Source organism: Flavobacterium sp. CYK-55 (assembly GCF_018413465.1).
Taxonomy (GTDB): Bacteria; Bacteroidota; Bacteroidia; order Flavobacteriales; family Flavobacteriaceae; genus Flavobacterium.
The window spans coordinates 1-23,346 of the sequence record NZ_JAHCDK010000001.1 but is presented as its reverse complement, the minus strand read 5'-3'; the positions used below and the strand labels follow the sequence as shown (position 1 = coordinate 23,346).

General features: G+C 42.0%; 10 protein-coding genes, 1 tRNA gene and 1 pseudogene. All 12 read left to right on the top strand.

Translation table 11 applies throughout. The annotated features are described in order from the left end of the window. Positions 1-18 precede the first annotated feature (18 nt). Positions 19-89: transfer RNA gene (locus KIH23_RS00060), tRNA-Trp, on the top strand. 13 nt (positions 90-102) lie between these two features. Continuing rightward, positions 103-300 carry a preprotein translocase subunit SecE gene (secE, locus tag KIH23_RS00055; RefSeq protein WP_213211088.1) on the top strand — a complete coding sequence of 66 codons (198 nt, stop codon included), beginning with the start codon at positions 103-105 and terminating at the stop codon, positions 298-300. Positions 301-310: 10 nt separating this feature from the next. Then, positions 311-862 carry a transcription termination/antitermination protein NusG gene (nusG, locus tag KIH23_RS00050; protein ID WP_213210607.1) on the top strand — a complete coding sequence of 184 codons (552 nt, stop codon included), beginning with the start codon at positions 311-313 and terminating at the stop codon, positions 860-862. A gap of 63 nt (positions 863-925) precedes the next feature. Beyond that, entirely contained in the window at positions 926-1,366 is a 441-nt protein-coding gene (rplK, locus tag KIH23_RS00045) for a 50S ribosomal protein L11 (RefSeq protein ID WP_213210606.1), read from the top strand. A gap of 9 nt (positions 1,367-1,375) precedes the next feature. Then, positions 1,376-2,065: a 50S ribosomal protein L1 gene (rplA, locus tag KIH23_RS00040; protein WP_213210605.1), complete on the top strand. Its 690-nt coding sequence runs from the start codon at positions 1,376-1,378 to the stop codon at positions 2,063-2,065. Between the two features lie 22 nt (positions 2,066-2,087). After that, complete coding sequence (gene rplJ, locus KIH23_RS00035; protein ID WP_213210604.1) at positions 2,088-2,603, top strand: 50S ribosomal protein L10; 516 nt, start codon at positions 2,088-2,090, stop codon at positions 2,601-2,603. A gap of 99 nt (positions 2,604-2,702) precedes the next feature. Beyond that, on the top strand, positions 2,703-3,083 hold the full coding sequence (gene rplL, locus KIH23_RS00030) for a 50S ribosomal protein L7/L12 (protein WP_213210603.1): 381 nt from the start codon (positions 2,703-2,705) through the stop codon (positions 3,081-3,083). Positions 3,084-3,353: 270 nt separating this feature from the next. Continuing rightward, a complete protein-coding gene (gene rpoB / locus KIH23_RS00025) occupies positions 3,354-7,166 on the top strand; it encodes a DNA-directed RNA polymerase subunit beta (protein WP_213210602.1) in 3,813 nt (1,270 codons plus the stop codon). 94 nt (positions 7,167-7,260) lie between these two features. Then, a complete protein-coding gene (gene rpoC, locus KIH23_RS00020; RefSeq protein ID WP_213210601.1) occupies positions 7,261-11,568 on the top strand; it encodes a DNA-directed RNA polymerase subunit beta' in 4,308 nt (1,435 codons plus the stop codon). 1 nt (position 11,569) lies between these two features. Beyond that, positions 11,570-11,884, top strand: coding sequence for a DUF3467 domain-containing protein (locus KIH23_RS00015; protein ID WP_213210600.1), 315 nt, complete (start codon positions 11,570-11,572; stop codon positions 11,882-11,884). A 169-nt stretch (positions 11,885-12,053) separates the two neighbouring features. Beyond that, entirely contained in the window at positions 12,054-17,144 is a 5,091-nt protein-coding gene (locus tag KIH23_RS00010) for a S8 family serine peptidase (protein ID WP_213210599.1), read from the top strand. 231 nt (positions 17,145-17,375) lie between these two features. Next, a pseudogene (locus KIH23_RS00005) lies at positions 17,376-23,346 on the top strand (hypothetical protein); the annotation flags it as partial.

Below are 23,346 nucleotides of genomic sequence, written 5' to 3'. Positions count from 1 at the left end.
TGCTTGCTGGCTTTTACTACGGGCGTAGTTCAAGGGTAGAATAGCGGTCTCCAAAACCGTTGATGGTGGTTCGAATCCTCCCGCCCGTGCAAAAAACATGATATAATGAAAATCGTTAATTATATATCAGAAGCGTTTGAAGAATTAAAATCAAACACCACTTGGCCAGCTTGGGAAGAGGTGCAGCGTTTGACCATTGTGGTTGCTGTATTTTCTGTTTTGTTTGCTTTGGCTACTTGGGGTGTTGATGAAGTTTGCGCTAAGTTTATTGCCGCAATTTTTAATTGGATAAAAGCTTAATTCTTTTGTGATGACAGATACTAATGTGAAAAAATGGTATGTGGTTAGAGCTGTAAGTGGCCAAGAAAACAAGGTAAAAGCTTACATTGAAACCGAAATCAACCGTTTGGGTATGGCTGATTACATATCGCAAGTATTGGTGCCTACTGAAAAAGTAGTACAAGTACGCGACGGAAAGAAAATCACTAAAGACAGAGTGTACTTTCCGGGTTATGTAATGATTGAAGCAAACCTTGCTGGTGAGATTCCACACATTATTAAATCTATTACAGGAGTGATTGGATTTTTGGGTGAAACCAAAGGAGGTGATCCGGTGCCACTCAGAATGTCCGAAGTAAACCGCATGCTTGGAAAAGTAGATGAATTGGCTGTGAAAACAGACAATCAAGCTATTCCATTTACTGTAGGCGAAACCGTTAAAGTAATTGACGGTCCTTTCAACGGGTTTAATGGAACTGTTGAAAAAATTAATGAAGAAAAGCGTAAACTTGAAGTTATGGTGAAAATTTTCGGTAGAAAAACTCCGCTTGAACTCAGTTTTATGCAAGTTGAAAAAGTATAATTTTTTTGTTACATATAACTCACATCAATCGCTTCCAATTGATCGATGTAAAATTTTTTAGAAATGGCTAAAGAAATTAGTAAAGTAGTTAAACTACAAGTTAAGGGAGGTGCTGCGAATCCATCGCCACCGGTTGGACCTGCTTTGGGAGCTGCTGGGGTTAATATCATGGAGTTCTGTAAGCAATTTAATGCGAGAACCCAAGATAAAGCCGGCAAAGTTTGCCCTGTGCAAATTACAGTTTACAAAGACAAATCATTTGATTTTGTCGTTAAAACACCACCTGCAGCTGTTCAGCTGTTAGATGCTGCCAAGTTAAAGTCAGGATCCGGAGAACCAAATCGTAAAAAAGTAGCTAGCGTTACTTGGGATCAAATCAGAACCATTGCAGATGATAAAATGGTTGATTTGAATGCGTTCACTATTGAATCTGCTATGAGCATGATTGCTGGTACAGCTAGATCAATGGGTATAACTGTAACTGGAGATTCTCCTCTAAAATAAGGGATAGACATGGCAAAATTGACTAAAAAACAAAAAGAGGCTGCAGCAAAGATTGAGAAAAACAAATTGTATTCATTAAAAGATGCTTCATCTTTATTGAAAGTTGTTGCTTCTGCAAAATTTGACGAGTCTGTAGATATCGCGGTTAAATTGGGTGTTGATCCAAGAAAAGCGAATCAAATGGTTAGAGGAGTGGTTACCTTGCCACACGGTACAGGTAAAGACGTAAGAGTTTTGGCTCTTGTTACTCCAGATAAAGAAGCTGAAGCTAAAGCTGCTGGTGCTGACCACGTAGGTTTAGATGACTACCTCCAAAAAATTAAAGACGGTTGGACTGATATTGATGTAATCATCACGATGCCGGCTGTTATGGGTAAATTAGGTCCTTTGGGTCGTGTTTTAGGTCCACGTGGACTTATGCCAAACCCTAAAACAGGTACTGTTACCATGGAAGTAGGTAAAGCTGTTCAAGAAGTTAAGTCAGGTAAAATTGACTTCAAAGTTGACAAAACAGGTATTGTTCACGCGGGTATCGGAAGAGTTTCTTTCGAAGCTGATAAAATCGCTGACAATGCTCATGAAATTATTCAAACATTAATCAAACTAAAGCCAACTGCTGCAAAAGGTACTTACATCAAGTCTATTCACTTGTCAAGCACTATGAGCCCTGCGATTGCCTTAGATCCGAAAGCAGTATAATTGGTAGTTAAACATTTGTATTATGACTAGAGAAGAAAAATCAAGAGTTATTGAAGATTTAACTGCACAATTAGCCGAAACTAATGTAATGTACATTGCAGATATTTCTGGTTTGAACGCAGAGACTACTTCTAATCTTAGAAGAGCTTGTTTCAAAGCGGGAATCGAATTGGCAGTAGTTAAAAACACTTTGCTTGAGAAAGCCATGGAGGCTTCTGATAATGACTATGGCGATTTGTCATCAGTGCTTAAAGGAAACACTTCTATTCTGATTGCAGAAAATGGTAATGCTCCTGCAAAAATCATCAAAGAATTCCGTAAAAAGTCTGATAAGCCTATCCTTAAAGGAGCTTACATTCACCAAGCGGTTTTTATCGGTGACAACCAATTAGATGCACTCGTTGCACTTAAATCTAAAGAAGAAGTTATCGGTGAAATCATCGGAATCTTACAATCTCCAGCTAAAAATGTTGTTTCTGCCCTTAAATCAGGTGGTGGAAAAATCGCTGGAATTGTTAAAACGTTGTCTGAACGATAAGAGTTTGATACTTCAAACTTTAAACGTCACAGACAACATGAGCCCACGCGCGCACTTAAATAAATTATATTTTACAAACTATTAAAAACGATAGAAAAAATGGCAGATTTGAAACAATTCGCAGAACAATTAGTTAACTTAACTGTAAAAGAAGTTAATGAACTTGCTACAATCCTTAAAGAAGAGTACGGTATTGAGCCTGCTGCTGCAGCAGTAGCTGTTGCTGCTGGTCCTGCTGGTGGTGGTGATGCTGGTGCTGCTGAAGAGCAAACTGAATTCACTGTAGTATTGAAAGATGCTGGTGCTTCTAAATTAGGAGTTGTTAAAGCGGTTAAAGAATTGACTGGTTTAGGACTTAAAGAAGCAAAAGATTTAGTTGATGCTGCTCCTACAAATGTAAAAGAAGGAGTTTCTAAAGATGAGGCTGAAGGTCTTAAGAAAGCTTTAGAAGAGGCTGGAGCTGTAGTAGAGCTTAAATAAGCATAACTCAGTTTTGAAAACTAGGTTTAGGCCATGGACAAATGCGTCCACGGCCTAAACCATTTTTCGTATAATAAAATTATATCTGTATTGAGTTTAAAGCAGATTGAAAATACTCAAAGTTTACAATCATTACGAAGAAAGAGAACGAACTAATTTCCTGGTTGGTTTTACAAGATGTTTTGATTGTTTTAAAAAAGGAAAGTATAAGTTAAAACGTGTTTTTAAACACAAAAAATTACTTTTTTTTAATCAAAATTTTGTCCATTGATGATCACAAATCAGACTGAAAGATTGAATTTTGCCTCGACCAAAAACATCCCCGATTATCCGGATTTCTTAGATGTTCAGGTTAAGTCGTTCAAAGATTTCTTCCAACTGGAAACCAAATCAGACGAGCGAGGCAATGAAGGGTTGTACAACACCTTCATGGAGAACTTCCCTATCACAGATACCCGTAACAACTTTGTGTTGGAGTTCCTAGATTATTTTGTTGACCCACCACGTTACAGCATTCAAGAGTGTATTGAAAGAGGATTGACCTACAGCGTTCCGCTCAAAGCGAGACTTAAATTGTACTGTACCGATCCAGAGCATGAAGACTTTGAAACTATCGTGCAAGATGTGTATTTAGGAACCATTCCTTACATGACACCCAGCGGTACGTTTGTTATTAACGGGGCTGAGCGCGTAGTTGTTTCGCAATTACACCGTTCTCCGGGCGTATTCTTCGGACAATCTTTCCACGCCAATGGAACCAAACTTTATTCTGCCCGTGTTATCCCATTCAAAGGATCATGGATTGAATTCGCGACCGATATCAACAGCGTTATGTATGCGTACATCGATCGTAAGAAAAAATTACCTGTAACTACTTTGTTCCGTGCCATCGGTTTTGAGCGTGATAAAGACATTCTCGAGATCTTTGACTTGGCAGAAGAAATCAAAGTATCTAAAACAGGACTTAAAAAATACATCGGCCGTAAATTGGCTGCGCGTGTATTGAACACATGGCACGAAGATTTCGTTGACGAAGATACTGGAGAAGTAGTATCTATTGAGCGTAACGAAATCATCTTAGATCGTGACACCATCATTGACAAAGACAATGTTGAAGAGATCATTGATGCCAATGTGAAGTCTATTTTGTTGCACAAAGAAAATACCAATACGGCTGATTATTCAATCATCCACAATACGCTACAAAAAGACCCAACCAACTCTGAAAAAGAAGCCGTAGAGCACATTTACCGTCAGTTGCGTAATGCAGAACCACCTGATGAAGAAACCGCTCGTGGCATTATCGATAAATTGTTCTTCTCTGACCAACGTTACAACTTAGGTGAAGTAGGTCGTTACAGAATGAACAAAAAACTCAACTTGGACATTCCGATGGACAAACAGGTGTTGACTAAAGAAGACATCATCACCATCGTAAAATACTTGATTGAGCTCATTAATTCAAAAGCTGAGATTGATGATATTGACCACTTGTCCAACCGTCGTGTAAGAACCGTAGGGGAGCAGTTGTCACAACAATTCGGCATTGGTTTGGCTCGTATGGCCAGAACCATCCGTGAGCGTATGAATGTGCGCGACAACGAGGTGTTTACGCCGATTGATTTGATCAATGCCAAAACACTTTCGTCTGTAATTAACTCATTCTTCGGAACCAACCAGTTATCTCAGTTTATGGATCAAACCAATCCATTGGCCGAGATCACGCACAAACGTCGTCTTTCAGCTTTAGGGCCAGGCGGTCTTTCAAGAGAGCGCGCAGGGTTTGAGGTTCGTGACGTTCACTATACGCACTACGGTCGTTTGTGTCCGATTGAAACTCCTGAAGGTCCAAACATCGGTTTGATTTCATCTTTGGGTGTATACGCCAAAGTAAACAATATGGGCTTTATTGAAACGCCTTACCGCGAAGTGAAAAACGGTAAAGTTGATTTGAATGCAGCTCCTATATACTTAAGTGCTGAAGAAGAAGAAGGCAAGATGATCGCTCAGGCCAACATCGCCATGGATGACAACGGAAAAATCACGGCTGATAAAGTTATTGCCCGTGAAGAAGGTGACTTCCCGGTTGTAGAGCCGTCAGTGGTTCACTATACCGACGTAGCGCCTAACCAGATTGCATCGATTTCTGCATCGCTTATTCCGTTCTTGGAGCATGATGATGCGAACCGTGCGCTCATGGGATCCAACATGATGCGTCAGGCCGTACCATTGTTGCGTCCTGAAGCTCCGATTGTAGGAACCGGTTTAGAGCGTCAAGTAGCTTCAGATTCTCGTGTATTGATTAATGCCGAAGGAAACGGAGTTGTTGAATACGTTGATGCCAACATCATCACCATCAAATATGACCGTACCGAAGAAGAGCGTATGGTGAGTTTTGAAGCGGATGAGAAAACCTATCAACTCATTAAATTCAGAAAAACCAATCAGAGTACTTCTATTAACTTGAAGCCGATTGTTCGAAAAGGCGATCGCGTTAAATTAGGACAAGTACTTTGCGAAGGATACGCTACGCAAAACGGAGAGCTTGCTTTGGGTCGTAACTTGAAAGTGGCCTTTATGCCATGGAAAGGATACAACTTCGAGGATGCGATTGTAATCTCTGAAAAAGTAGTACGCGACGATATATTTACGTCTATTCACGTGGATGATTATTCACTCGAGGTACGCGATACCAAATTGGGTAACGAAGAATTGACCAATGACATCCCGAACGTTTCTGAAGAAGCTACTAAAGATTTGGATGAAAACGGTATGATCCGAATTGGTGCTGAAGTAAAACCTGGGGATATCCTCATCGGTAAAATCACGCCAAAAGGAGAATCTGATCCAACACCTGAAGAAAAACTCCTTAGAGCGATTTTCGGTGACAAAGCCGGTGATGTAAAAGATGCTTCGCTTAAAGCTTCACCATCACTCAGCGGAGTTGTATTAGACAAAAAATTATTTGCTAGAGCCGTAAAAGACAAACGCAAACGCACACAAGATAAAGATGCGCTCACGGCTTTAGAAATGGAATTTGAAACTAAGTTCGTTGAACTTAAAGATAAATTGGTTGAGAAATTATTCTTAATCGTCAACGGAAAAACCTCTCAAGGAGTCATGAACGATTTGGGTGAAGAAGTTTTGCCAAAAGGTAAAAAATACACACTCAAAATGTTACACGCCGTTGAAGATTTTGCTCACTTAAGCAAAGGTCAGTGGGTGGCTGATGACGTAACCAACAAATTGGTAAACGATTTGATCCACAACTACAAAATTAAGTTGAACGATCTTCAAGGTGCACTCAGAAGAGAGAAATTCACGATTACTGTGGGTGATGAATTACCAGCAGGAATCTTGAAATTGGCCAAAGTGTACATCGCTAAAAAACGTAAGCTCAAAGTGGGTGATAAGATGGCGGGTCGTCACGGTAACAAAGGTATTGTGGCGCGTATTGTTCGTCAAGAAGATATGCCTTTCTTAGAAGACGGAACACCGGTTGATATCGTACTCAATCCACTAGGGGTGCCATCGCGTATGAACATTGGTCAGATCTATGAAACCGTACTCGGTTGGGCCGGACAAAAACTCGGTAAAAAATTCGCAACGCCAATCTTTGACGGAGCTACACTTGATGAAATCAATGCGCTTACCGACCAAGCTGGTGTACCAAGATTCGGACACACGCATCTTTATGATGGCGGAACCGGAGAGCGTTTCCACCAAGCGGCTACAGTAGGTGTGATTTACATGCTTAAGTTGGGTCACATGGTTGATGACAAAATGCACGCGCGTTCTATTGGTCCATACTCACTCATTACGCAACAACCATTGGGTGGTAAAGCTCAATTCGGAGGTCAGCGTTTCGGAGAGATGGAGGTTTGGGCACTCGAGGCCTACGGTGCTTCAAGTACCCTACGTGAAATCTTAACAGTGAAGTCTGACGACGTAATTGGTAGAGCCAAAACGTATGAGGCCATTGTTAAAGGTGAGACGATGCCAGAACCAGGACTTCCTGAATCATTCAACGTATTGATGCACGAACTCAAAGGTCTAGGATTAGACATCCGTTTAGAAGAATAAGACTGTTATCAGTTCCGGGTTGTCCGCTTATTATTTAGCTGACAACCTGGAGCCGACAACTAAAATAATTTCAAAATAATCAATAGTAACGACTATGATGAATAATAGAAATAACAAAGAAAAAAATCTGATCAAAAGATTCGACAAAATCTCGATTGGATTGGCTTCTCCGGAATCAATCCTGGCTGAATCAAGAGGCGAGGTGCTTAAACCGGAAACCATTAACTATAGAACACACAAGCCAGAGCGCGACGGTCTTTTCTGTGAGCGTATTTTTGGTCCTGTAAAAGACTTTGAATGTGCTTGTGGTAAATATAAAAGAATCCGTTACAAAGGAATCATTTGTGACCGATGCGGTGTTGAAGTTACTGAGAAAAAAGTACGTCGCGACCGTGTGGGACACATCAATTTGGTAGTGCCGATTGCACACATTTGGTACTTCAGATCATTGCCTAATAAAATTGGGTATATCTTGGGCTTGCCGTCTAAGAAACTCGACATGATTATTTACTATGAGCGTTATGTGGTGATTCAAGCCGGTATCGCCAAGCATCCTGACGGGGAACCGATTGAAAAATTAGACTTTTTAACTGAAGAAGAGTATTTAAATATTTTAGATACCCTTCCGCAAGAAAACCAATATTTAGACGATACGGATCCAAACAAATTCATCGCCAAAATGGGTGCTGAGTGTATCATGGATTTGTTGGCCAGAACTGATTTAGATGCCTTATCTTATGAATTGCGTCACTCTGCCAACAACGAAACGTCTAAACAACGTAAAACAGAAGCGCTCAAGCGTTTGCAAGTTGTGGAGTCATTCCGTGAGTCTAATCTTGACCGCGAGAATCGTCCTGAGTGGATGATCATGAAAGTCATTCCGGTAATTCCGCCAGAATTGCGTCCACTTGTGCCGCTTGATGGAGGTCGTTTTGCCACTTCAGATTTGAACGATTTATACCGTCGTGTAATCATCCGTAACAACCGTTTGAAAAGATTGATGGAAATCAAAGCGCCTGAAGTAATCTTGCGCAATGAAAAACGTATGTTGCAAGAATCAGTTGATTCCTTATTTGACAACACACGTAAAGCATCAGCGGTTAAAACCGAATCCAACCGTCCGCTTAAATCACTTTCTGATTCATTAAAAGGTAAGCAAGGTCGTTTCCGTCAAAACCTTTTGGGTAAACGTGTGGATTATTCTGCGCGTTCGGTGATTGTCGTTGGACCTGAACTCAAAATGTACGAGTGTGGTTTGCCAAAAGATATGGCGGCTGAATTGTTTAAACCGTTTGTAATTCGCAAACTCATTGAGCGCGGAATTGTAAAAACAGTCAAATCTGCTAAAAAAATCATTGATAAAAAAGAGCCGGTAGTTTGGGATATCCTTGAAAACGTAATCAAAGGACACCCGGTATTGCTCAACCGTGCTCCAACCTTGCACCGTTTGGGTATTCAGGCTTTCCAACCTAAATTGATTGAAGGAAAAGCAATCCAGTTGCACCCGCTTACTTGTACGGCGTTCAACGCGGATTTTGACGGTGACCAAATGGCGGTACACTTGCCACTTGGGCCTGAGGCTATTTTAGAAGCTCAATTGTTGATGTTGGCATCGCACAATATTTTGAACCCTGCCAACGGAGCGCCGATCACGGTACCTTCACAAGACATGGTTTTGGGTCTGTACTATATGACCAAAGAAAGATTGTCAACTCCTGAGCACAAAATTTTAGGTGAAGGTTTGACGTTTTATTCTGCTGAAGAAGTAAACATCGCCTTAAACGAAGGAAAATTAGAACTCAACGCTCGTGTAAAAATCAGAGCGAAAGATTTCAATGAAGAAGGACAACTCGTTTGGAAAATCATTCAAACTACTGCAGGTCGTGTACTCTTTAATGAAGTAGTGCCTGAGGCTGCCGGATATATCAACGAAGTATTGACTAAAAAATCTTTGCGTGATATCATCGGAAGAATCCTTGCGGTAACTGATGTTCCAACTACAGCTGCTTTCTTGGATAACATGAAAGATATGGGATACAAATTCGCCTTCCGCGGTGGATTGTCATTCTCATTGGGTGATATCATCATTCCTCAAAGAAAAGATGAATTGATCGCTGATGCTCGTGAGCAAGTGGAAGGAATTACCATGAACTACAACATGGGACTTATTACCAACAACGAGCGTTATAACCAAGTCATTGACGTATGGACATCAACCAACGCATTGCTTACAGAATTAGCCATGAAAAACATCCGTGAAGACCAACAAGGTTTTAACTCGGTATACATGATGTTGGATTCTGGAGCGCGTGGTTCGAAAGAGCAAATTCGTCAGCTCACCGGTATGCGTGGATTGATGGCAAAACCTAAAAAATCAACTGCCGGTGGTGGTGAAATTATTGAGAACCCGATTCTTTCTAACTTTAAAGAAGGACTTTCGATCTTAGAATACTTCATCTCTACGCACGGTGCTCGTAAAGGTTTGGCCGATACGGCGCTTAAAACGGCTGATGCGGGTTACTTGACGCGTCGTTTGCATGACGTTTCTCAAGATGTAATTGTCAACCAAGACGATTGCGGAACTTTACGCGGAATTGAAGTAACAGCCTTGAAGAAAAACGAAGAAATCGTTGAAAGTTTAGGCGAGCGTATTTTAGGACGTGTTGCTTTGAACGATGTGGTAAACCCATTGACTTCCGAAGTTATGGCTTATGCCGGACAACAAATCACGGAGCATATTGTTCGCGAAATTGAAGCTTCTCCGCTTGAAGCAGTTGAAGTTCGTTCAGCCTTGACTTGTGAAGCGCATAAAGGTATTTGTGCTAAATGTTACGGGCGTAACTTGGCTACCGGTAGAATGACCCAAATTGGTGAAGCTGTCGGAGTTATTGCAGCTCAATCCATTGGTGAGCCGGGTACACAGTTGACCCTTCGTACCTTCCACGTGGGTGGTACTGCGGGTAACATTTCTGAAGAGTCAAGTTTAGTAGCTCGTTTTGACGGTCGTATTGAAATCGAAGACCTCAAAACGGTTAAAGGTGAAGACACTGAAGGTAATACTGTGGATATTGTTATTTCACGTTCAACTGAGCTCAAACTCGTTGATTTGAAAACAGGCATCGTACTCAATACACACAATATTCCATACGGTTCTAGCATTTTCGTAAAAGACGGTGATGCTATTGCTAAAGGTGATACCATTTGTAAATGGGATCCATATAACGGGGTAATCGTTTCTGAGTTTACCGGAAAAATTGCTTATGAAGATTTAGAACAAGGGCAATCGTTCCAAGTTGAAATCGATGAGCAAACCGGATTCCAAGAAAAAGTAATCTCTGAATCAAGAAATAAAAAACTCATCCCAACCCTTTTGGTGTATGGCAAAGATGATGAACTCATCCGTTCATACAACTTACCGGTAGGGGCCCACTTGATGGTTGAAAACGGCGAGAAAATTAAAGCCGGTAAAGTACTCGTTAAAATTCCGCGTCGTTCATCTAAAGCAGGTGATATTACCGGAGGTCTTCCGAGAATTACCGAGTTGCTTGAAGCTCGTAATCCATCGAATCCAGCGGTAGTTTCTGAGATTGACGGAGTTGTTACGTTCGGTAAAATCAAACGTGGTAACCGCGAGATTGTCATCGAATCTAAATTTGGTGAAATCAAGAAATACTTGGTGAAATTATCTAGCCAAATCTTGGTGCAAGAGAATGACTTCGTAAGAGCCGGTGCTCCGCTTTCAGACGGTGCCATTACGCCAGAAGATATCCTCAGAATTCAAGGTCCGTCAGCGGTGCAACAATACTTGGTCAACGAAATTCAAGAAGTATATCGTTTGCAAGGGGTAAAAATCAACGATAAACACTTTGAGGTAGTCATCCGTCAGATGATGCGTAAAGTACGCGTAGAAGATCCGGGAGATACTTTATTCCTTGAAGAGCAACTCATCCACACCAAAGACTTTATCGACGAAAACGATAAACTCTACGGAATGAAAGTGGTGGTTGATGCCGGAGATTCTGACAACTTGAAACCGGGACAAATTGTAACGCCACGTGAATTGCGCGATGAAAACTCATTGCTCAAACGCGCCGATAAAAACTTGGTGACTACCCGTGATGTTATTACGGCTACCGGAACACCAATTTTGCAAGGAATTACCAGAGCATCGTTACAAACTAAGTCCTTTATCTCGGCTGCATCGTTCCAAGAAACAACCAAAGTATTGAACGAAGCTGCTGTTGCTGGTAAAGTTGATAAACTAGAAGGCTTGAAAGAAAACGTTATTGTCGGACACAGAATCCCTGCCGGAACCGGTATGCGTGATTATGATCATACCATTGTAGGATCAAAAGACGATTACAACGAAATGATGGCTAACAAAGAAGAATACATTTACTAGTATGAGCGATTCTAATCAACCACAGCAAGGACAAATCAACATTGAGATTGATGAGGCTATGGCAGAAGGAATTTATTCTAATCTTGCTATTATCAATCATTCTCCTTCAGAATTTGTTGTAGATTTTGTTTGTATCATGCCCGGAACACCGAAGGCAAAGGTAAAATCAAGAGTGGTTTTGACGCCGCAGCACGCCAAGCGATTGGTGAAAGCTTTGGCCGAAAATGTACACCGCTTTGAAATGGCCCACGGAGAAATCAAAGACTCCGAGCACCCGCCGATTCCTTTGAACTTTGGACCTACAGGTCAAGCATAAATAATTATCCAAAGAGCCTTCCCTAAAAAGAAGGTTCTTTTTTTTTATGCTTAATTGAAAATCATTTGGTTAGATTTTTTTGTAGTTTCAATTCATGTTAAAAATTGTTTAGATTTACCCTATCACAATCTTGATCAGATTGGTTTTTGTATAAATACAAATTGCTTATATGAAGAACTCGTTTCGGCTTTTGAATGCTCTTTTGAAAAAATATGTTGTTTACTTTTTCATCTTTAGTCTTTTGTTTGTTTTTGAAGGTGCCACAGCACAACAAAATAATCGTTATACCATTCAAAATTCATTGGGTAGTTTTGAAGTTCAAGCAACCCCATCTGATCAGTTCAACCAGCTCAAAGGCAGTTCGTTTGCGGGATATTATTTTCGGTTGATACAATTTTATGAACTTCCATCAGATGAACAAAAAAAACAATGGGAGCAACAAGGTTTGTTGTTAACCGATTATCTCTCGGCCAATACCTATTTTGTGGCTATTTCAATGAATTTTAATCTTGCCAGTTTGCGCCGAGATGCAAGAGCTGTTTTTGAGGTTGAACGGGTGTTTAAATTAGAATCTGTATTGCAAAGCAAAGGAGTTCCTTCCTATAGCATCACAGGAACATCAGCACAGTTTATTTTGAGTTATTATCGAATGCTTGATAAGACCCAAGTTGTGAGCGATTTGCAAGCACAAGGTATCAAAGTAATTGCTCAGCGTGATTATGCCGGACAACTTGATGTAGTTTTTCCTGTTTCAAAATTAAATCAAATTACAGATTTGCCCTATGTGCAATTTATTGGTGCTATGCTTGAACCGGCCAAAGCTGAAGATAATTACAGTTACCGCAACACCACAGCGCGATCGAATTATTTGAATACGGGTTACAATGGACTAAATTACAACGGTGCAGGTGTGGTTATAGCCATTGGCGAAGATGGTTTGCTGAACAATTTAATCGACATCAAAGGCAGAACTCAAGAAGTAGGCACATCAACCACGGTTTCAGATCACAAGTTGGGAACTGCTCAAAATGCAGCTAGTGCCGGAAATCAAGATCCTAAAAACCGAAACAACGCATGGGGCGCCACTGTGCTTAGCGCTGATGGAGGGCCCAATTACAGTAGTTTGTACAGTTCGCACAATTTACGTTTTACCAACCATTCTTACGGATATTCTATTTCTGGCGGATATGACAGTTCAGCTAGAGATCATGATTTGCGCATTGCCGCATTGCCCAATCATTTGGTTTCATATTCTTCGGGCAATTCAGGAACAGAGATCGGATATGCTCCGTATGCTTTTGCGGGTTGGGGCAACATTACCGGTCAAGTGAAACAAAATAAAAATCAAGTTTCTATTGGGGCATTGAACTCTGAAGATGTCATTACCGGATTCAGCAGTCGCGGCCCCATGTACGACGGACGGATTATTCCACAAATGGTGGTAGAGGGAATGGAAGGAACCTCATATGCATCACCCAAATTTGTTGGCGAAATAGCTCAACTTACTCAAGCCTATAAAGCTTTAAATGCCGGTGTTGAACCTGCCTCTTCTTTACTTAGAGCCGTTATGATGAACACGGCTGATGATTTGGGTAACTCGGGTCCGGATCATATTCATGGATATGGGCGTCCCAATTTGCGCAGGGCATACCAAACCATAGCTCAGAACAAATATTGGACGACAACCATCTCAAATGGCCAAAATCAAGCACAAACGATTACAGTGCCGGCCAATGCGAAACAAATTCGCGTTATGATAGTCTGGCCAGATGCTGCTGCTGCGGTTAATGCAAACCCTGCGATTGTTAATAATTTGAATCTGAGCGTAAAGGATCCGGCCAATACAACTTATTTACCATGGGTACTTGACACAACGCCTAATGCAATTAATTTGAGCAATCCGGCTAGCAGAGGAACAGATAATATCAATACCATTGAGCAAGTTACCGTTGATAATCCTCAATCAGGATTATGGACGGTACAAATCAGCGGTGCATCTGTACCCATGGGACCGCAGCGATATTTTGTGGTTTATGAAATATTGATGAATGAACTCAGCATGGCGTATCCGTTGGTCAATGAAAAATTCATTCCCGGAGAAGTTTACTTTTTGCGCTGGGATAGTTATGGTGAAAGCAATGTTTTTAACTTGGCTTATGAACTAAACGGTTCAGGCGTTTGGAATCAAATTGTTGCTAATTTTGATGCTGCCAAAAGGGTCTATCGATGGATAGCTCCGCAAGTTACAGGAGTTAATACGATTAAATTTCGCATTCAGCGCAACGGAATCACTGCCTATAGTGATGTGAATTATATAGGGAACACCCCTGAAAATTTCAGAATTATCAAAGCTTGTGCAGATGTTGTCACGCTTAAATGGTCTCCCGTTAACGGAGCAACTGCCTATAAAATTTATCGTTTAGGCGCACAATACATGCAAGAAGTAACGGCCAATATTACCTTTTCTGGAGCTAGTGCTGAGCTCACAGGACAAAGTACTACCGTTAATGAATACTATGCAGTAAGTGCTCTGACCAATGCTTCTGAGGGGCAAAGAACCATTGCCCTAACCAAAACGCCGGGAGATATAAATTGCGTAGGTTTTAGCTGGACAGGAACAGTTTCTTCAGATTGGTTCAATGCGTCTAATTGGGCAGCAGGTTCAGTACCAACGGTCAATGATAATGTGGTGATTAATTCTTCGGCACCTTTTCAGCCGCAAATTAATGCAGCGGGAGCGCTTTGTGGTTCTTTGACCATTCATTCAGGAGCGAGTTTGACCATGAATAATGCAACTTCATACACACTTTCGGTTTCAGGAGATTGGCAAAACAACGGAACCTTCAATCCGGGAATCGGAGTGGTTGACTTTAACGCAACCAATAGCTATCAAGAAATATACGGTGCGTCATCGACTACTTTTTACACGTTAAAAGTCACCAAAGGCGTTGTAGATAACATACTTGAAGTGAATTCTGTGATTGCGCTGAGTTCGCCGAGTGTTCCTCTAAATATAACATCTGGAACATTCAAACTTTCGAGTAATTCTACTTTGACCCCTTTTATTGTCTCTACTTCCATCAATTCCGGACAAGGTTTGTGGGTCAACGCAGGGACGGTCAATTTTGGGAATTATTCGATTTTTAATAATGCAGGTTTGATCCGATTAAGTGCCGGAACGCTCAATTTTGGCACAGCACAAGGCAACAATATTACTTATCTCAACAACGGAAAGTTCATCATTGAAGGCGGAACTTTTAACATCACCGGACGTATTTCGCCCAACAGCGCAACTTCATCTGGAACTTATCAGCAATCTGGCGGAACAGTCAATGTGGGGATTTTGGGTTCTACAAGTACAACAAGAGCACTTTTTGAAATGACTGCCAATGTTACTTTTACTTTGACAGGAGGTACATTGGCTTTGGTTCGCGCATGTTCGAATTCAACGGATTACAGCAATGTCGCAAATATAAATACCGTGCTTGGCGGAACAATTCAAATAGGGAATTCATCAACGCCCATCAACCAAACCATCAGAGTTTCTACCACAGTACCTTTTTACAATTTGACTGTATTTAACAACAACAACCCAAAGATGCAATTGGTGAATAATGCTATTGTGATTCAAAATGATTTGAAAATTCTAGGCGGAACTCTTGAGGCCAATAACCTCGATATCAACTTAAAAGGGAATTTGACCAATAACGGAACCTTTACCCCCGGAACTGCTAAAGTCATCTTCAATGGAATTTTTGAACAGTCCATATTGGGTTCGGCTTCAACTACATTCAAAGGACTCCAAATCAATAATCAGAGTGGTTTGTTGTTAGCCAATTCGGTCAATACACAAGTTGATGGAGTCTTAACTCTGACCAGCGGTGTAATCAATACGGGTTCAAATACTTTGGTGCTTACGGCTAATGGTTCGGTTTCTCGATCATCAGGCCATGTTTACGGGTTGTTTAGAAAAACTTTTAGCGCCACAAAATTGTCTGATACTTTTGAGATTGGTGATGCTTTAGAAAGTGCTTACACGCCTTTGAGTATTGGCTTTGCTTCAGTTACATCTACAGGAACTATAACCGCAAAGACAACTACTGGCGATGCTTCTTCAATAAGTTCATCAACTTTACTGGTCAATAAATCGGTTAACCGCCATTGGACACTCACCAACAATGGACTGACTTTCAGTACTTACAATGCGGTGATGAATTATTTGAACAACGATTTAGATTCGGGTGCCGATACAGCTCAAATGAGCGGTGGGTTATACAATGGATCAACCTGGAGTTATCCAACAATCGGTACACGTACCTCTAATTCAACCCAGTTAACTTTACTAACCGCTCTGGGAACAATTCAGTTGGCTGAAACATGTCAAAATACCTTTTCGACACAAACAGTCACAAGTTGCGGAACCTATACTTGGCCATTGAACGCAAATGTTTATTCGGTTGGTGGAAGTTACCAGCACATAACGCCCACAGAAAGCGGTTGTACACACACAACTACTTTAAACCTTACCATCAACAGTCCGATAAATTTTTATGCAGATGCAGATGCAGATGGATATGGGAATCCGGCGGTGAATACCTTGGCTTGTGAAGCGCCTTTAGGTTATGTGAGCAATCAACAAGATTGCAATGACAACAATGCCAATCTAACCCTCAGTTGTACAGGAGGGGTTGTTCATATGAAGTTGTTTATTGAAGGTTACTACATGAGCAGCGGATTAATGAACTCCGTTAAATTCAACCAAGATTTTGTCTCACCCATCACAGAAGTTGAAGATATAACCATAGAATTGCACCATGCTACTACTTATGCATTAGTTGAGACTGCTTTAGCCACATTACACACCAACGGAACTTTGACTGCTACCTTTACAACTGCCCCAGCCGGAGATTATTACATTGCTGTAAAAGGGGCAAACACAGTTCAAACATGGTCAGCAGCACCAGTAACAATCGGAAGTTCATCATCCGTAAATTATGACTTTACAACTTCAGCATCAAAAGCGTATGCGGGTAATATGAAAGAAGTTGAGGTCGGTGTTTTTGCTTTTTATACAGGAGATATTTCATCGGATGATGTTGTTGACGGAACCGATTACGTGCTCTGGGAAGGTGATTATAACAACTTTGCTTTTGGTATATTTGCTTCAGACTTAAACGGAGACGGAGTAGTAGACGGAACAGATTACGTAATTTGGGAAGGCAGCTATAACAACTTTGTGTTTGCGGTATATCCGTTTTAAATTTTTCCAAAGCAGTTCTGATGAGCCGATAAATGAAACAATCAGAAAAATAATTCCAAAAAATCAGAATTTATCAACACGAAAACGTTATAGTTTTCTAATTAAAAAATAGGATGTTAAAAGGCAGTTAAAAAATATTTAAGTTTATGAGTTAAAACAAAGCAAATAACTTGTCTTTTAGAATGATAGCTATTCAAAAAGCGAGTTGTTTTTAATCAAACTCATTCATTTATGAAAAGAAAACTCCACCGCGATTTTACTGCTTTGCCCCATTATTTCATCAACCCTTTTTTCTTTATTCTCTTTTTGGTGCTCAGCACATTTGGGCTCAGGGCGCAATCACCGGTTTATTTCTCGAGCGGCAATTACAATCCGCCCAACAACTGGAATCAAAATGCAGCCAGTTTGATGTCAACTGTGGCCGGAACCAACATTGCGATTGTATCGCCCAATGGTTCAGGAAATCAGTATTTTAGGTTTTACAGCGCCTTGTCGGGTGGAACCAATTTCTCACCCAACAGCACTACTACTGATATTCTCTTGGCTGCCAACAGCATCAGTACTTTGCAAACCAATACCGGTGGCGGAGGTAAAGCTTATTATATGAATTTAGCCAATCCGTTTTCAGCAACTCGAGTAGTTTTTAAAACGGTAGGTTCAGGAACATCAGCCAGAGTCGCGGCATTTGAAATTCAAGGCCCACTGCGAAGCATTAGCTCAGCTAGCAGAAATATCACAACACCCAACCAAAGCCAAGCAGTTACAGTTACTGCAAACCTGGATGGTTCATTGTCAACCGGACAAGGAGTTTGGCTCAGATATACTACTGATTCTTATGCTAGTTCAACAGTGGTTCAGATGACGGGTTCCGGAACTGTGTACACGGCTAATATTCCCGCACAAGCCGTGGGAGCCAATGTTTCATATTATTTATTCACATCGGGAACACCAGCTTCAATTACCGGTGCTGATGCCGATTTGATGACCATCAATTTAAACAACAATTCAGGGGCAAATTATACATACACCGTAGTTTCGGCTCCTGTGGCTCCGGCACAACCTAGTGTTATTTCAGGAAATGCAGTGGTTTGTAACGGATCATCTCAAACCTACAGCGTTACCAATGATACCAATGCCACGAGTTATGTTTGGACTTTGCCTTCAGGATGGATAGGTTCAAGCTCAACCAACAGCATCACCGTAACGGCTTCATCCACCGGAGGAACCATTTCGGTAGTGGCTCAAAATGCACAAGGTGATAGCCCATCGCGCTCCTTGTCGGTAAGTATAGCCGCTGCAACTTCTATTAGTGCACAGCCGTCAACTTCGGCTCAAAATATATGTTTAGGAACTTCAGCTACTGCGTTATCTATCACGGCCAACGGTAGCAGTTTAACCTATCAATGGTACCGCAACACGAGTGCTTCAAATACCGGCGGAACCCTCATCAGCGGAGCTACTTCCAACAGTTATACACCAACTTACACCGGCTCAACGGTTTATTATTATTGTGTTGTGGGCGGAGCTTGCGCGCCAACGATTGTAACCAGTGATGTTTCTGGGCCAATTACCATTGGCGGATTTCCGAATGATACGGCTACTTATACCATTTCAAACGGGGGTAACGGAGGACAAGGCTTTGGCGCTTGGGCTTATTCAGTTACGGGTAGCGGCGGTACTTTTACCGGAGGTTCTGACATCGGAACTGCTTGGGGTTTGTATGCCAATTCCGGCGGAGTTACTACAGCCAACAGACCTTTTGCTGCTGAGCTATCCATTGGGCAAACCGTCAGTATGGGCTTTGACAATGGATCGGTTGATACCGGAAACAAAGTCGGCTTCAGACTGCGCAATGCCAACAATAATGTTTTGATGGAATTTAGATTCATCGGCGGAGCAACTCAATATTCTTTGTATGATGGCGTGGGCAGTACTGTAAATGACACGGGCGTTAATTTTACCACAGCCGGTTTGAGCAATATTACACTGGCTTATACAGCGGCCAATACGTATGCGATTTCCATTACGCGTTTAGGCGTTACAACGGTTCTCAACGGGCGTTCGTTTGCCACTACAGCTGGAAGCCAAATTCCGGCTTCAATTGAATTCTTCAACAGCAATGCCGGTAACGGATCTACCAATGATTTCTTCTTTAATAATCTAACCGTTGGCTATCCAAAAATATTTACACAACCGGCAACAAGTGCACAGAGTATTTGTTTGAACGGTTCGTCAACAGCTTTGTCGGTTGCCGCCTACGGAAATAACTTAGGTTATCAATGGTACAGCAATCCGGGTGCGGTGATGATTAGTGGTGCTAATGCTTCTAGCTACTCGCCACCTACAAATGTGGTAGGAGTCAACAGTTATTATTGCGTAGTGAGCTATACCGGAAGCTGCGGAAGTGCCTCGAGTTTGACCTCGGCTGACTCCGGAACCATAACTGTAAAAGCTTTGCCAACTGCGAGTATATCTGCTTCGTCAACTTCAGCTTGTTTGAACGGAGCTTCAGCCCAAATTATTTTCAACGGAGCAGACGGAACAGCGCCTTACACTTTTACCTACAAAATAAATTCCGGCAGCAACCAGACCATAACAACAACGTCAGGCAACAGCGTTAGCGTATCGGTTCCGACTTCAACTTTAGGAAGTTTTACCTATGAATTGGTTAGTGTACAAGATGCCGCGACGCCTTCGTGTTCTAATGCACAAACGGGTTCAGTAACTGTAACAGTGAGCAATCCAACTACTTTTTATGCTGATGCCGACGGAGATACCTACGGAGATATCAATCATCCATTGCAAAGTTGCGACGGACTGCCTCCGATGTATGCAGGATATCCTGCCGTAACAGACACCACAGATTGCAACGACAATGACGCGCTCAAACACGGTTTGTTTTCATTTTATATCGATCAGGATGGTGATGGGTTCGGAACGGGTGTTTTAACGGAAGTATGCGCTCAGGATGAGTTCACGCCTCCGGCTAACTACGCAACCAACAATACTGATTGTAATGATTCAGACGTCAATTACTATCAAACTTATCCGTTTTATGCCGATGCCGATGGTGATGGTTATGGAGCTGGAAGTTTGGTTTCGGTATGCGCGATGTTTGATTTCTTACCGCCAAATAATTACTCATTAAACAATACAGATTGCGACGATACCAACGCGCTCAAGTATACCACTTTTGCGTTTTATGTTGATGCTGATGGCGATGGTTATGGTTCTACAACCACTGATTTGGCTTGTGCGGTTGATGCCAATACAGCACCTAGTGGTTATTCAACTAATGACCAAGATTGTGATGATGCCGATGCAACCAAATACACCACATTTGCTTTTTATGTCGATGGCGACGGCGACGGATATGGCAGCGGTACAGCCGAAATGCTTTGTGCGGCTAATGCTAGTGCTGCACCTGTCGGATATTCAGCTGATAATACTGATTGCGACGATGCAGATAACTTAAAACACACCACATTTTTATTTTACGTTGATGCCGATGCCGATGGTTATGGAACCGGAACTCCGGGGCAAGCCTGTGGCGAAAACGGAACCACAGCTCCTGAAGGATATTCATTAGTGGGCGGTGATTGTGATGATACTGATTCGGCCATCTACAGAAACGATCCTTATTATTACGATACCGATGGCGATGGCTATGACGCAGGTGCGGTTTCAGGAGTTGTTTGTTATGGTGCTTTACCGCCGAATACTTCATTAACTACTTTGGGCAGTGATTGTGACGATAGCGACAACTCAAAATTCCAATCGGCACCTTTGTATACCGATGTTGATGGCGATGGTTACACTTTAGTAGGAGCTGTTCCGACTTGTTACGGAGCCACTTTGCCAACCGGAACTTCCTTGACCAGCTTGGGTATAGATTGTGACGATAACAATTCAGCTGTTTATCAAGCGGTGAGCTTGTATGTAGATGAAGACGGCGATACTTTTACAGCCGGGAATTCAAGTATTTCTTGTATCGGAGCTGTTCAGCCGGCAGGAACTACTTACATCAATAATCCAACCGATTGCGACGATCAAGACCCAACCAAACACGCCAGTTTTTATTTTCACAATGATTTAGATGGTGATGGAATAGGAACAGGCATTGTTTCATTTGTATGTGCTGTTGATCAGCAAACACCACCGGCTGGTTATTCAAACGATAACTCAGATTGTGATGATACAGATTCTACAATTTACAGAAGCGCTTTGTTGTATACCGACCTTGACGGAGATCTTTATACTGTAGGCGCTGGAAGCGTGGTTTGCTATGGCGCAACTCAGCCTGCCGGAACTTCATTGACTTCTTTGGGCGAAGATTGCGACGACAACAACATAGCCGTATATCAAACCGCTAGTGTTTATGTGGATGTTGATGGCGATGGTTATACCGTTGGAAGCATATTGAATCTATGTTACGGAGCTACTTTGCCGAGTGGTTATGCCTATAATGCTTCTGGCGCAGAAGATTGTAACGATAACAATGCTGCTGTCTACCAAAGTAATCTTTTATATACCGATGCTGATGCTGACGGATACGATGCCGGTTCAGCGACGATTTGCTATGGCTCGATTTTGCCAATCGGAACTTCTTTGAGCACTTTGGGCTCAGATTGTGACGATGCCAACAGTTTACTCTATCAGGCAACAACTTTATACGCTGATGCTGATGCCGATGGCTTCGGAACATCCACCGCTACTTTGGTTTGTGCGCCGGTAAATTGTGCTAGTTCAAGTACGATAGCGGTGACTTTCAGAGTTAATATGTCAGCCGAAACCGTTGAGTCAGGCGGTGTGCATGTAGCGGGTAATTTTGCCACACGTGGCTCAACTTCACTGCCAACCGATTGGTCGCCAAGCGCAGCCGGAAGCCAATTTAAATCAGTCGGAAACAACATCTATGAATTAACGGTTTTGTTCCCAGCTTCAGCGGTAGGGCAACAACTTCAGTACAAATTCTTGCGCAACAATACTTGGAATTCCGGGGCAACACAATACAGTGAGCAAAACATCAGCAGCACTTGCGGAACCAACGACGGCGGCGGAAACTTCAACCGCAGCCTTGTTTTACCGAGTCAATATGCTTTGATTGAAACAGCATACGATCAATGCCCGACCAGTTCGGTAAATTATCTTTGTGATAACACTGATTGCAACGATAGCAATGCATCTGTACACGCTTCGTATGAATTCTATACTGATGCCGATCACGATAATTACGGTACCGGAAGCCCGGTTGTGGTTTGTGCCCTCAATGCCGTTTCACCACCACTTGGATATTCGGTGAATGCTACTGATTGTGATGACAACAATATTCTTGTATACAGAACAGGTGATTTATATCTTGATGCCGATGGCGACGGATATACCGTTGGGGCAGCAATGACCATGTGTTATGGAACTTCAGTTCCGGCAGGTTATTCAGCTACTTCGTTGGGTGAAGATTGCAATGACAACAATGCAACCGTATTCCAATCCGGGTTTTTCTATGTTGATGCCGATAACGACGGCTACACAGTTGGTTCTTTAGTTGAGGTTTGTTATGGTGCAGCTGCTCCATTAGGCTACAATGCCTTTACCAACGGAGAAGATTGCGACGATGCCGATGCCACCAAATACCAAACAGCTATGCTTTATGTTGATGCTGACGGAGATGCTTTTACCGTTGGAGCTACTATGTCAGTTTGTTATGGAATAAGTATCCCAAGTGGATTTTCTTTTATTTCAAATGGAGAAGATTGCGATGATGCCGATGCCACCAAATACCAAACAGCAATGCTTTATGTAGATGCTGATGGTGATGGTTACACAGTTGGTGCTGCAACTTCAGTTTGCTACGGAGCTACTATCCCAACAGGATATTCAGCTACTTCAGCTGGTGAAGATTGTGATGATAACAACGCAGAAGTTACTGTAGGATCAACATTCTATGCTGATGCTGACGGTGACGGATTTGGTAATGCAGCGGTTTCAACAACTGCATGTACTGCTCCTTCAGGATATGTTTCAAACAACACTGATTGTGACGATACCAATATGTCAATCTATCAATTGGCTACCTATTATGTAGATGCTGATGGTGACGGATGGGACAACGGAACGGCTTCAGTTTGTTCAGGAACTTCAGCTCCAGCTGGATACTCAGCTACTACAAGCGGAACAGATTGCGACGACACCAACCCATTGT